The organism is Nesterenkonia suensis (genome assembly GCF_054782935.1).
The window spans coordinates 110,644-124,263 of the sequence record NZ_BAAGRN010000007.1; the positions used below are offsets into that span (position 1 = coordinate 110,644).

8 protein-coding genes are annotated in these 13,620 nt (G+C 65.6%); all 8 read left to right on the plus strand.

Annotation, left to right across the window (positions count from 1 at the left end; translation table 11 throughout):
* Window positions 1–40: 40 nt before the first annotated feature.
* Entirely contained in the window at window positions 41–1,543 is a 1,503-nt protein-coding gene (locus ACYVKI_RS08305) for an alpha,alpha-trehalose-phosphate synthase (UDP-forming) (RefSeq protein ID WP_460689879.1), read from the plus strand.
* A gap of 18 nt (window positions 1,544–1,561) precedes the next feature.
* Window positions 1,562–2,425 carry a trehalose-phosphatase gene (gene otsB, locus ACYVKI_RS08310; protein WP_460689880.1) on the plus strand — a complete coding sequence of 288 codons (864 nt, stop codon included), beginning with the start codon at window positions 1,562–1,564 and terminating at the stop codon, window positions 2,423–2,425.
* Window positions 2,422–3,750 carry a DUF4032 domain-containing protein gene (locus tag ACYVKI_RS08315; protein WP_460689881.1) on the plus strand — a complete coding sequence of 443 codons (1,329 nt, stop codon included), beginning with the start codon at window positions 2,422–2,424 and terminating at the stop codon, window positions 3,748–3,750. Before otsB ends, ACYVKI_RS08315 begins: the two co-directional genes overlap by 4 nt.
* 120 nt (window positions 3,751–3,870) lie before the next feature.
* On the plus strand, window positions 3,871–5,001 hold the full coding sequence (locus ACYVKI_RS08320; protein ID WP_460689882.1) for a Swt1 family HEPN domain-containing protein: 1,131 nt from the start codon (window positions 3,871–3,873) through the stop codon (window positions 4,999–5,001).
* Between the two features lie 15 nt (window positions 5,002–5,016).
* Window positions 5,017–6,945 carry an N-6 DNA methylase gene (locus tag ACYVKI_RS08325; protein WP_460689883.1) on the plus strand — a complete coding sequence of 643 codons (1,929 nt, stop codon included), beginning with the start codon at window positions 5,017–5,019 and terminating at the stop codon, window positions 6,943–6,945.
* A gap of 93 nt (window positions 6,946–7,038) precedes the next feature.
* The gene (locus tag ACYVKI_RS08330) at window positions 7,039–9,012 is read left to right on the plus strand and encodes a type I restriction-modification system subunit M (RefSeq protein ID WP_460689884.1); all 1,974 of its coding nucleotides are present in this window, start codon (window positions 7,039–7,041) and stop codon (window positions 9,010–9,012) included.
* 68 nt (window positions 9,013–9,080) lie between these two features.
* Complete coding sequence (locus ACYVKI_RS08335; RefSeq protein ID WP_460689885.1) at window positions 9,081–10,283, plus strand: restriction endonuclease subunit S; 1,203 nt, start codon at window positions 9,081–9,083, stop codon at window positions 10,281–10,283.
* Window positions 10,284–10,389: 106 nt separating this feature from the next.
* Window positions 10,390–13,551 (plus strand): type I restriction endonuclease subunit R, encoded by a 3,162-nt coding sequence (locus ACYVKI_RS08340; RefSeq protein ID WP_460689886.1) that lies wholly within the window; start codon window positions 10,390–10,392, stop codon window positions 13,549–13,551.
* Window positions 13,552–13,620 lie beyond the last annotated feature (69 nt).

A 13,620-nucleotide genomic window follows, 5' to 3' on the forward strand; every position in this document is an offset into this window, starting at 1 on the left:
GCAACGGGCGCCGTCGCCATGAGGAAAGGGGCTCATGCTGATGACGCAGAAGAGAGGCTATGACTTCGTGGTGGTGGCCAATCGCCTGGCCGTGGACCGAGTCACCACCGACGACGGCGGAACGGGCTGGCGCCGCTCTCCCGGCGGGCTGGTCACCGCCCTGGCTCCGATCATGTCACAGTCGGACGGCGCCTGGGTCGGCTGGCACGGGGCCGCCGACGAGACCCTCGAACCTTTCGACCATCAGGGCATGCACCTGGTCCCGGTGCCGCTGAGCGATCAGGAGGTGGAGGACTACTACGAGGGGTTCTCCAACGCCACCCTGTGGCCGCTCTACCATGACGTGATCGCCCGTCCGGAGTTCCACCGCCACTGGTTCGAGGCCTACCGTCGGGTCAACCAGCGTTTCGCGCAGGCCGCCGCCGAGGTCGCCGCCCAGGGCGCGACGGTGTGGATCCAGGACTATCAGCTGCAGCTGGCTCCGGCGATGCTGCGCGAGCTCCGCCCGGATGTGCGGATCGGCTTCTTCAACCACATCCCATTCCCGCCCCCGGGGCTGTTCTCCCAGCTGCCGTGGCGCCACTCGGTGCTGCGTGGGCTGCTCGGAGCGGATCTGATCGGCTTCCAGCGGGAGTCCGACGCGCGGAACTTCCAGCGGGTGGTCCGCCACCGGCTGGGCCACTACATCAAATCGGACAAGGTCTTCGTGCCGCCGGGAGCCCCGGCACCTGGGGCGGAGTCCCCGGCCAACGGCCTCCACGCCGACCCGACGCGCGGCACGGCGCCGCGGCAGCTCTCCGCACCGACCACGGAGGGGTTCCGGATCGCCGAGGCCAAGGCGTTTCCGATCTCGATCGACACCGACAAGATCGTCGAACTCTCGGAGCGCCCGGACATCATCGCCCGCTCCCAGCAGATCCGCCGCGAGCTGGGCGAACCGGAGACCATCTTCCTGGGCGTGGACCGGCTGGACTACACCAAGGGCATCCGCCACCGGCTGAAGGCCTACGAGGAACTGCTGCGCGACGGCGACCTCTCCGTCGGCCAGGCCTGCCTGGTGCAGGTGGCCAGCCCCTCCCGCGAGGGAGTGGAGTCCTACCGGCGGCTGCGCGAGGAGATCGAGGGCGCCGTGGGACGGATCAATGGCGAGTACGACACGTTGGCCCACACAGCGATCCGCTATCTGCACCATTCCTATCCGGTGGAGGAGATGGTGGCGCTCTACCTCGCCGCCGACGTCATGCTGGTCACCGCACTGCGCGACGGGATGAACCTGGTGGCCAAGGAGTATGTGGCGGCGAAGAAGTCCGCGGACGGCGTCCTGGTGCTCTCCGAGTTCACCGGTGCCGCCGACCAGCTGCGGCAGGCGCTGCTGATCAACCCGCATGACGTCGACGAGCTCAAAGCCGCGATGGTCAAGGCCGCCACGATCGACCCGGAGGAGGCCCGCCGACGCATGCGCAGCCTGCGCCGCCAGGTGGTCTCCCATAATGTCCAGCGCTGGGCCGAGGACTTCCTCAAGCGCCTGGCCGAGCTGCCCTGATCAGGAGACACTCGCCCCATGACCGCTGATCACGTCCCCGCGGACTCGTCTGTGGCCCCTGCGCTGGCCGACGGGCTGCTCGGCGCGCTGCGCCGCTTCGCCGCGCTCCCCCGGCTGCTGGTGTGCCTGGACTTCGACGGCTGTGTGGCGGAGCTGGTGCCCGACGCCGCCGACGCCCGGCCGGTGCCGGCCACGGCGGAGGCCATTCAGCGGCTCGCCGGGCTCGACGGCGTCCGGCTCGCCTATGTCTCGGGCCGCCCGCTGAAGGTGCTGCGAGAGCTGGCCGCCCCGCCGACCGGCGCCCTGCTGATCGGCTCGCACGGCGCCGAGCGCGATGTGGCCGACCTCTCCGAGGAGCCCGCTGCCCTGGAGCTGACTGCCGACCAGCAGGCCGCTCGGCGGCAGCTGCTCCAGGCCTTCGAGTCGATCGCCTCCGGCACTGTGGGCGCCTGGGTGGAGCACAAGCCCGCCGGGGCCGCGCTGCATGTGCGGAAGGTCCCTGACCCGGCTGAGGCGGAGCGGGTGCTGGCCGAGGGCCGCGCCGCCGTCGCCGCCCTGGACGCGGTCCACCCCAAGGAGGGCAAGATGGTGCTCGAGGCCGTCGTCGTGCAGGCCACCAAGGGGGAGGGCATCGCGGAGCTGCGCGAGCTGGTCCGCCCGGATGCGGTGTTCTTCGCCGGCGACGACGTCACCGACGAGTTCGGCTTCGCCGTGCTCTCGGCAGGCGACGTCGGGGTCAAGGTCGGCGAGGGTGAGACACGCGCCGAGCACAGGATCCCGGCTCCCGCCGACCTGTCCGAGGTGCTGAACACGGTGGCCGACCTGCGGGAGCAGTCCGGGCCCGAGACGGGGTCCGCGCCCCGGGATGAGGAGCAGCAGTGAGTCCAGCCCCAGGACTGAGCCTGACCGCCTCCGGCACGATCCCCCAGGAGCTGCTGGACCTGCCCTGGCATCTGCCCCTGGTGGAGTGGCCCGAGCATGTCATCGCCGCGCTGCCGCGGGGCATCTCCCGGCACATCGTCCGGTTCGCGCATCTGGGCGGGTCGATCATCGCGATCAAGGAGACCTCCGAGCGGGCGGCCCGGCACGAGTACCGCATGCTGCGGAAGCTGGGGCGGATGGGGGCACCGTGTGTGAAGCCGGTGGCGGAGGTCACCGGCCGATCCCGGGAGGACGGGACCGAGCTGTCCCCGGCGCTGATCACCCGGCACCTGCGGTTCTCGCTGCCCTACCGTGCGGTGTTCAACCAGATGATGCGCAAGGAGACGCTGCACCGGCTGATCGATGCCCAGGCGCTGCTGATGGTGGAGCTCCACCTGATCGGTTTCTACTGGGGCGACGTCTCGTTGTCGAACACGCTGTTCCGCCGCGACGCCGGCAAGTTCGCCGCCTACCTGGTGGATGCCGAGACCGGGGAGATCCACCCGGAGCTCTCCTCCGGGCAGCGCGAGTATGACCTGGAGCTGGCGCAGGTGAACATCGCCGGGGAGCTGATGGACCTCATGGAGGGCGGCATGGTGGACGAGGAGGTCGACCCCATCGCCACCAGCCACCAGTTCATCGACTCCTACCGGGGCCTGTGGAGCGAGCTCACCGGGGACACGGCCTTCAACCCGGACCAGCAGTGGCTGATCGAGGAGCGGATCCGGCGGCTCAACGAGCTCGGCTTCGACGTCGAGGAGTATGACATCCGCTCCGCGAGCGCCGACGGCAAACTGCTGCTGCGCCCCAAGGTGGTGGACCCCGGCCACCACCAACGCCGGCTGATGAACCTCACCGGCCTGGACGTCCAGGAGAACCAGGCTCGCACGTTGCTGGGCGCGATCGACGCCTACCGGGCGCAGACCGACCCGCATGGGGACGAGGCCGTGGCCGCGCACATGTGGACCCAGCAGGTGTTCCAGCCGATGATCTCCCAGATCCCGCGGGAGCTGCGCGACAAGCTGGAGCCTGCGGAGCTGATGCACCAGCTGATCGACCACCGGTGGAAGCTCTCCGAGCGCGAGGGCCGGGATGTGGAGCTGGCCGACGCGCTGCCCAGCTTCATCGACGAGGTCCTGCGCGGCTACCGCGACGAGGCCGTGCTGATGATCAACCCGCCCACCGATGTGATCGAGCAGCTCGAGAGCGTCGATCGGGACGAGGACGACGACGGCATCAGCTTCACCGGGGAGGACGACGCCGTCTGGGCCGCCGACCCGGAGTGAGCTCCCGACGCCGTTAACGAGCACGCCCCCTGCTGCTGTTAACCGGATTCACTTGACATCGCCGTAGTGCGAGCCTACTATGATTTTGTGAATTCGATTAACAGCCATAGGAGGATTATCGTGAACACTTGGCACAGCGTCGTCGGAGATGCACTTCAGGCACTCTCCACCCCTCTCAACGGGATTATCCAGGAGCGCATGGCTCCGCACCTCGAGAAAGGCCAGTCCTGGATCGACATCCTGAAGGTCTTGGACTCCGAGTACCGCCGCATCAATCCTGCCCACTACAGCCCCATGGACCCGTACTGCCAGCTTCGGATGCTCAGTGAGAAGCTCGGCGCCCTCGGCTACCCATTCGACACCAAGTCGCGCGAGGTCTCTGCACGCGCCCAGATGCTGCGCATCACTCGGCATGACTGGGCCCACAATCAGCGCGACTTTACGGCCGTCGATGCCCTGCGAGTGCTCGACGACGCGGAGCGCATTCTGCGTCTCCTGGACGTGGAGGATGCCACCTCCATTGAAGATCTCCGCCAGAGTCGTGGCCTCAGCAGCAACCTGATTGAGCGGTACGTGGAAGAACGCGAAACATGCACTCCCCCTGCGGAACCACACGAAGACCTTACGGCGGAGGAGAAAGACGTCCTGACCGCATCCCGCCACATCAACCGCAGGGCCAATGAACACGCATCACCGGCTCTGGCTCAAGCACTTGGGGATGAGCGTCAGCCGTACGAACGCTTCGAGCCGGTGGCATTTGGAGATCCAGAGGACCTGGAGAACCTCCGTCGAGACAAAGCTCGGTACGCCGTGCGGTCTGCCATTCTCGTGATAGCCGACCACGAGGCTCCTGTTTCGATGCGCCTCCTGGTAAACCGCGCGGTGAAGTGCTTTCGGAGTGAAAAGACCAGCAAGAAGAGACGTGCTCGAATCACACGCCAGGTCTCCAAGCTTGCGGACGAAGGCAAGATTCACATCGACGATGCGGACTTCGTCTGGACATGCGACGTCACCCCGGACACATGGACCGGATATCGCCCGGACAACAGACTTCAGCGATATGCCGAGGACATCTCCCTCCGGGAGATTGAGAACGCCGCACGGATGATCCTTCATTCGCACGGCGACGACATTGAACTCACACAGCTCGCGCGGCTCGCCGCCAGAGAATTCGGCTTCCGGCAGCTCAAGGGGCCGTCCCGCACACGCTTCTTCAAGGCAGCCGACGCCGCCCGCACTCGGCAGGCCTGATCGATAGGAGCCACAATGACCTCCAAGACCCCCACCCAGCTTGTGTCCGCCAGCGACATCGCAGAGATCGCTGGAGTCTCTCGCGCCGCCGTCAGCAACTGGCGGCGACGTCGGGACGACTTTCCCCGCCCAGCTGGCGGATCTGACACGAAACCGTTGTTCGATCAGGCCGAAGTCCTCACCTGGCTTCGCGGGCATGGCTACGAACCCGCTGAAGGTCAGGGCATCAGAGACTTCATCTCTGCCCTGTTCGCTCTCGAGAACAGCCTCTCGACATACGAACTGATTCAGCTGGGCCTTAGACTGCTAGTGGCGCAGGCAGATGGTTCCGACGAAGAAGTCAATCTGGATGACGGTCTGGATCTGACAACTGCCAGAGAAGCGGCAGCTGCCCTGTCCCCGACCGAGGCACGCGAGGCGGCAGATGCGTTGCTCATCCGGGCAGGGAAATCACTGGGACACGCCGGAGCAGACTTCGCCTCCGTGGGTTCCCCTGTGACCTCCCTCTTGGGACATCTCGCCGTGTCCAACAGCCCTGACAGCATCTACGACCCCACATGCGGAATCGGCTCCACCCTCCTGGATGCTTCCGCACACGCCGACGGCTCACCCCGGCTGATCGGCCACGACATCAACATTGGGGTTGCTGAAGTGGCACGCCTGCGCGGGAAGATCGCTGGACTCCCTCTGGAAGTCGCCAAGCGGAATGTGCTTTCCAACGAGCCTCCGCAGGACGTGTCTGCCGACGCCGTCGTGTCTGAGCCTCCATTCGGACTCGTCAATGATTACGCAGACGCTTTCGTGACGGACGCTCGATACCGCTTTGGAGCTCCACCGCGCCACAGCCTGGACATGGCATGGCTTCAAGTCGCCATCGCCAGCCTCAACCAGGGCGGCCGTGGGTACGTGGTGCTCCCAGCCTCAACCACCGAGCGTTCGGCAGAGCGCCGCATCCGAAATGAGTTGGTGCGTCATGGGTGCGTCGAAGCGGTGGTCGCGCTGCCTCCACGGCTGTCCTCACTGACATCAATCGAGCTGGTGCTGTGGGTTCTCCGGCCGCCAAGCGATACACCTGACGAAGATCAGCCGATCACGTTGGTTAACTCGACCACGTCAACCCGACCCGCTGAGGACATATGCACCATTCTGCGCGGACGGGGAGCTGACACCGAGTCTCAGTTCGTTGCGATTCCCGCAACTCAGCTTCTCGCCGCGGACTCTGATATGTCCCCCGCGCACTGGATAACTGCGGAGCAGCCGGACGCCGAAGCGACCACCCGGTCGATTCGGAGCGCGATGGCCGCCGCGAGCACGGCACTGACTGAGCTCCAGAACTTGGACGTGCCAACCACTCCGCAGGCGGCACCGGGGACTCGCACCGCGAGCATGGGGGAGCTGATGTCCAGCGGACTCGTCACCGTTCACCCGGGCCGTTGGACAGCCTCAAGAGAGCAGTCGCAAGTTCCGGGACATGTGCTTCGCACCCGGCACGTTGTCGACGGACGGCTTCCCGCCACCACAGTCGAAACCCCACATACTCCGGGAAACATCATCACCGAGCCCGGAGATGTTGCACTCACGACAACAATGCGCCTATCGGCGATGGTCGATGAAGCGGGCGGACATGAGCCAGACCGTCACGTGGTGATCGTGCGCAGCCTGAATCATGCGTCTCTCCCGCCTCGCGTCCTCGCCGCGAGCCTCCAAGGCGAGTGGAATGCGCGGTTCCAGTCCGGCGGGGCGATGAAAAGGCTGAGCCCTCGGGCGGTGAAGCTCCTCGAGATTCCTCTGATGCCGCGAGCACAGGCCACGGAGTTCGCTGAGGTACTGGAACAGCTGGACCGTATCGCAACCCTCGGGGACGGTCTCCTGGCCTCAGCACGCCGACTCCAGACCCTTTTGGCCACGGCCCTTCACTATGACATTGATCTCAGTGCTGATTAGCGCCGCTGACAGTATCTTCACCATGTGGGAAACGTCTGATGAAGGCATTAGCCTGAATGTCGGGTCCTCCACGATCACCTGAAGGGGTACACCTTGTCGCTCAACCACGCCCAGTTCCTCTGGCAGGCCGCGGACATCCTCCGCGGCACCTATAAGCAGCACCAGTATGGGGACATCATCCTGCCGTTCACCGTGCTCGCCCGGCTTGATGCGGTGCTCGCACCCACCAAGGACGCCGTGCTGGCCGCCTCGGAGGGCTTCGACGACGACGCCGAGCCACCCCTGGGCATGCTGCGGGTCCGGGCAGGGCACCACTACAGCTTCTTCAACCGCTCCCGGCACACCCTGAAGACCCTGCGCGGCGATGCGGACAACATCGAGGAGAACCTGCGCGGCTATGTGAACGGCTTCTCCGCGAATGTGCGGGACATCTTCGAGCAGTACAAGCTTGAGGACACGATCATTGAGCTGGCCCGGCACGATCTGCTGCTGCAGATCCTTCAGCACTTCTCGAAGGTGGATCTGCATCCGGAGCGGGTCAGCAATGAGCAGATGGGCCACATCTTCGAGGAGCTGATCCGCAAGTTCGCGGAGGCCTCCAATGAGACCGCCGGTGAGCATTTCACCCCGCGCGAGGTCATCGAGCTGATGGTCACCCTGTTGCTGCAGGATGAGGAGAACTTGAACACCCCGGGCGTGGTCCGCGAGGTCTATGATCCCACCGCCGGCACCGGGGGGATGCTCTCGGTGGCCGATGACAAGATCAAGGCCATCAACCCGCAGGCCTCGGTGAACCTGTTGGGCCAGGAGATCAACCCGGCCTCCTACGCCATCTGCAAGGCGGACATGGTGGTGAAGGGCCAGGACATCGGCAACATCGTCCTGGGGAACACCCTCACCGAGCCTGCCTTCACGGGGCGCACCTTCCACTATGGGCTCTCGAATCCGCCGTTCGGTGTGGACTGGAAGCAGTACCGCTCCCGGGTGCAGACCGAGCATGAGGTGCAGGGGCACTCGGGGCGGTTCGGCCCGGGGCTCCCCCGCGTCTCGGACGGCTCCCTGCTGTTCCTGATGCACCTGATCTCGAAGCTGCGCGAGCCGGGCGGTGAGGCGCAGAACGTCGGCGGCCGAGGCGCGATCGTGCTCAACGGCTCCCCGCTGTTCACCGGCGGGGCGGGCTCCGGGGAGTCGAGCATCCGCCAATGGGTGCTGGAGAACGACTACCTGGAGACCATCGTGGGCCTGCCGACGGACATGTTCTACAACACCGGCATCTCCACCTACGTGTGGTTGCTCAACAAGGAGAAGCCGAAGGCCCGGCGCGGCACGGTCCAGCTGATCGACGCCACGGAGATGTTCACCAAGATGCGCAAGTCCGTGGGTTCCAAGCGCAAAATGCTCGGAGCTGAGGATATCGCCCGCATCGCGCAGCTGTATCAGGGGTTCGAGGAGTCCAAGCACTCGAAGATCTTCCGGAATGAGGACTTCTTCTACCGGACCATCACAGTGGAGCGGCCTCTGCGGCTGAACTACGCCTACTCAGCGGATCGCGTGGAGCGGGCGCGGGCCTCCAAGATGTTCGCCAAGCTCAGCGACGATGCCCAGGCGGCGCTGGCGAAGGCGCTGCAGGAAGCCTCGGCCGGGTGGAACGGGCACGTCTCGACGAACCGGGACGAGTTCCGCAAGGATCTGAAGAAGCGTTGCGATGAGGACGGCGTGACACTCAAGCCTGCCGAGCTGAAGGCTCTGCTGGCAGAGCTCAGCGAACATGACGACGACGGCGAGCTGGTCACCAAGCGCGACGGCTCACCTGAGCCGAACACCGCGCTGCGCGATACGGAGAACGTGCCGTGGGATGAAGACATCGACGAGTACCTGGAGCGGGAGATCAAGCCGTTCGTCCCGGACGCCTGGGTGGATGACTCTAAGACGAAGATCGGCACCGAGATCCCCTTCACGCGGCACTTCTACGAGTACGTGCCGCCGCGGCCGCTCGAAGAGATCGACCGGGATCTGGACGAAGTGCTGGGCAGGATCCGCGCGCGACTGGAGCAGGTGAAGTCATGAATCCATACTCTCCGTTTCGCGAGTCTCGACTCGCCGAGCTAGCAGACAGACGCCCCCCTAAAGACTCTATGAGCGAGTATGCCGTGGGGCTTGAAAACGTTGAGCCCTGGACAGGAGAACTCGTCGAAGGCGCTTCAATAAACAGCGTGAAGGCCGGAAGCGGGTTCGAAGCAGGAGACGTTCTCTTCGGCAAGCTGCGCCCATATCTCGCTAAGGTGTGGAGTGCCGACAGGAGAGGCACCTACATCGGCGACTTTGTTTGCCTGCGCCCGCGAAATGGAACCCATCCGAAGTACTTGTCGTACGTGCTACGGACCCGGAAGTTCATCGAACAAGCAACGGCGCATTCGTATGGCTCGAAGATGCCGCGGGTCGAATGGGACACTCTGAAGGCTTTGCCCGTTCCCGCTCCGGACTCACCGACTCAAAAAGTTGTCGCCGACTACCTCGACCACGAGACCGCCGAGATCGACGCCTTCATCGCTGAATTGGCCGCCATGCGGTCCCTCATGGAGGAGCGGCGAGATGCAGAACGTGTCTGGGCACTGACGGATGGCTCTGCAGACGATCAATCAGGCTCTTCTGTCCCCTGGGCTCCTGACGTGCATACTCCCCACCCAGTCAGAAATATCCGGCGCGTAGCCCAGATGAAGACTGGGCACACACCAAACCGCTCTACGCCGGCGTATTGGCAGGACACCACGATTCCCTGGTTCACCTTGGCGGACGTATGGCAGCTGCGCGCGGGTTGCCAGTATCCGCGCGAGACAGCCGAGAAAATCAGCGAGCTGGGGCTGGCACACTCCGCGGCCGAGCTGCTTCCCTCAGGAACAGTCATGCTCTCTCGGACAGCATCGGTCGGTTTCACAGGGATTATGCCTCGCCCCATGGCTACGAGTCAGGACTACTGGAACTGGGTCTGCGGAGCCAATCTTCTGCCAGAGTACTTGTGGCACCAGTTCCGTGCGATGCACTCGCAGTTCAAAGAGCTCATGAGCGGGTCGACACACAAGACCATCTACCACGCCGATGCCGCTGGACTTCGCATCGTCGTGCCCCCAGTGGCACGTCAGCGGGAGATAGTGGAGCTCCTCGGAGAGGAAGACACTGAGCTCACGACCATGATGCGGGATGCTGACGCAGCCATCGACCTCGCCCGCGAGCGCCGGGCCGCGCTCATCTCCGCCGCAGTCACCGGCCAGATCGACGTCACGCAGAAGCACCGGCCGGTCGCCGAGCAGCTCGAGGATGAGGTCAAGCAGCTGTCATGAACGCTCCGCTTTCCGCCCGCACCGCCTCGCCCGTACCTGGCAGATCCGCACGCGGCATGCGGATCTGCCCGGCACGGCTCACCACAGCGTCGATCCAGGAGCTGCCATGAGCCAGATCCACCATGAGGACACCTTCCAACGGGAGATCGCCGAGCACCTGGCCCAGCACGGATGGCTCCACTCCCCCGAAGCCCACGGCTACGACGTCGAGCGCGCCCTCTGGCCCGAGGACCTGCTGGGCTGGCTCGAGGACACCGACCCGGACAACTACGCCCGCCTCGTCCCGCCTGAGGCCGACCCCGCCACCCGCGAGCGCGGCCAGCGCCGCATCCTCGACCGCGTGGCCAAAGTCCTGGCGACCAGCGAGGACCAGGGCGGCGGCACCCTGAAGACCCTCCGGGGCGGCATCGACGTCCCCGGCGCGCGGCGCCTCAGCCTGATGCAGGCGCCCGTCTCCACCGCCCTCAACCCGCAGGCCACCCGCCGTTACGCTCAGAACCGGCTCCGCGTGGTGCGCGAGGTCCGCTACTCCGCCCGCAAGCAGGACCGCATCGACCTGGTCCTGTTCCTCAACGGCATCCCCGTGGCCACCATCGAGACCAAGACCTCCTTCAGTCAGCCGTTGGAGGCCGCCAAGAAGCAGTACCGGCAGGACCGCAAGCCCCAGGGAGAACCGCTGCTCACCCCCTTCCGGGGCGCGTTGGTGCACTTCGCCGTCGCCGAGGAGAACGTGGCCATGACCACCGCCCTCGCCGGAGAAGAGACCTTCTTCCTGCCCTTTGACACCGGACATGACAACGGCAAGGGCAACCCTCCGCGGGAGGGCAAGCACCGCACCAGCTACCTGTGGGAAGAGGTGCTGGACCGCGACACCTGGCTGACCATCCTCACCAAGTTCATCTACATCAACCACGAGACCCGCACCGACCCCGTCACCGGGGAGGTCCAGGAGAAGCGCCAGCTGCGCTTCCCCCGCTACCACCAATGGCGAGCCGTCACCCGGCTCACCCAGGCCGCCCGAACCGAAGGCCCCGGACACAAGTACCTCATCCAGCATTCCGCCGGCTCCGGCAAGACCGACTCCATCGCCTGGACCGCCCACCGGCTGGCCGACCTGCAGCACGCCGACGGGCAGAAGGTCTTCGACGCCGTCATCGTCATCTCCGACCGGCAGATCCTCGACAGCCAGCTCCAGGACGCCGTCGACCAGCTCACCCACGTCACCGGCAAGTTCCAGCCCATCACCCGCGGCTCGGAAGGCTCCAAGACCGCCCAGTTCCTGGACGCGCTGGCCGCCGAGGTGCCCATCATCGGGCTGACCCTGCAGACCTTCCCCCACGCGCTGGCCAAGATGCGCGAAGAGGGCGGAACCCTGGCCGGGCGCCGGTTCGCCGTCGTCGCCGATGAAGCCCACTCCTCCCAGACCGGCGCCGCCTCCGACGCGCTGAAAGAGCTGCTCTACCGCAACCAGGAGCGCCAGGCGCAGCAGGCGGAACAGGCTCAGCTGTCCGAACAGGCTCAAGTACCCCTTGAGGATGACCAGGACGCCCTGAACCTGATGGCCGCCCGCACCGACGAGGACCAGCGCATCAGCTTCTTCGCGTTCACCGCCACCCCGAAGGCCAAGACCCTGGAGCTCTTCGGACGGCGCAATGAGCACGGAGAACTCCAGCCCTTCGACCTGTACTCCATGAAGCAGGCCATCCAGGAGGAGTTCATCCTGGACGTGTTGAAGAACTACACCTCCTACGACGTCGCCGCACGCATCGCCCGGGACGGCGAGGAGACCGGCGAGGAGATCGACGTCCGCCGCGCCACCCGCGCGGTGATCGGGCAGGTGGAGCTGCACCCCACCAACGTCAGCTCCAAGGTCCACGAGATCATCCGGCACTTCCAGCACACCGTCCGCCCCGAGCTCGGCGGACGCGCCAAGGCCATGGTGGTCACCGCCTCCCGCCAGGCCGCCGTCGCCTACCACCGAGCCTTCCAACGGGCCGTCGAGGAGCAGGACCTGGACCTCAAGGCCCTGGTGGCGTTCTCCGGTGAGGTGGAGGACCCGGACGCGCCCGACGTGCCGGCCGTGGCCGGCGTCGACCGACCCACCGTGACCGAGACCTCCGAGAACCCCGACCTGCGGGGCCGCGACCTCGCCGTCGTGTTCCGCCAGCCTGACCAGCATGTGCTGATCGTGGCCAATAAGTACCAGACCGGATTCGACGAGCCCCTGCTGGTGGGCATGTACGTGGACAAGAAGCTCTCCGGCATCTCCGCGGTCCAGACGCTCTCCCGGCTGAACCGGCAGGCCAAGGGCAAGCAGAACACGTACATCCTCGACTTCGTCAACGAGCCCGAGCAGATCCAGGCCGCCTTCCAGGAGTACTACGAGGACGCGCAGGTGGTCACCGAATCCGACCCGGACCTGGTGGCCGACCTGAAGCAGAAGCTGGAGAACGCCGGCATCATCACCCGCTCCGAGGTGGAGCACTTCTGGAGCGTCTGGCGGGATACCCAGCACCTGGCCCAGGCGCACAGCCGGCTCTCCGCCGCGCTGGACCCGGCGGTGGACCGGTTCGCCCACCAGTGGAGACAGGCCGTGTTCGCCGAGGACTCGGACAGGCTGGAGACCCTGCGGGAGTTCCGCAAGACCCTGGCCCAGTACACCACGACCTACGCGTTCTTCAGCCAGATCCTCCACTACGGCGACGAGATGTACGAGAAGCTCTCCACCTACGCGGAGATGCTGGCCCGGAAGCTGGCCAACTTCACCGAGGAGGACGCCGACCCGGACTATGTGGACGTGGAGGACGTCGTCCTGACGCACTACCGGTTGGAGAAGCTCCGCGAGGAGGACATGCGCCTCCACGATGACGGCGCCGAGGGCCTGCGTGGCATGACCGAAGCCGGCATCACGCGCAGCGACGCGGCCGCGCGTGCCGACTGGGACACTATCGTGGAGAAGATCAACCGGTACTTCGGCGACCTCGACGTCGACGACGAATACAAGGTCCAAGGCATCCAGGCGCTCATCCGCGAGACAGGCAAGGATCAGCAGCTCCACGACCAGGCGCGGCACAACACCCGGGAGGACTTCCAGGTCTCCCCCACCCTGCACCGCACGGTCGAGGACGCCGTCTGGTCCCACGAATCCAGCAGCCACGACGTCATGAAAGCCATCCGCGAGATGAGCACGGCGGACCTGGTCCATGCGCTGATGGACTTCGGGCTCTACGAACACATCCACCAGAAGGCGACCCACTCATCCACCTGACATCCACATCATGGATTCCAGATTCCGCATCCCAGTAGACTGATGGCGTCCCTGACCCGCTTCTGATCC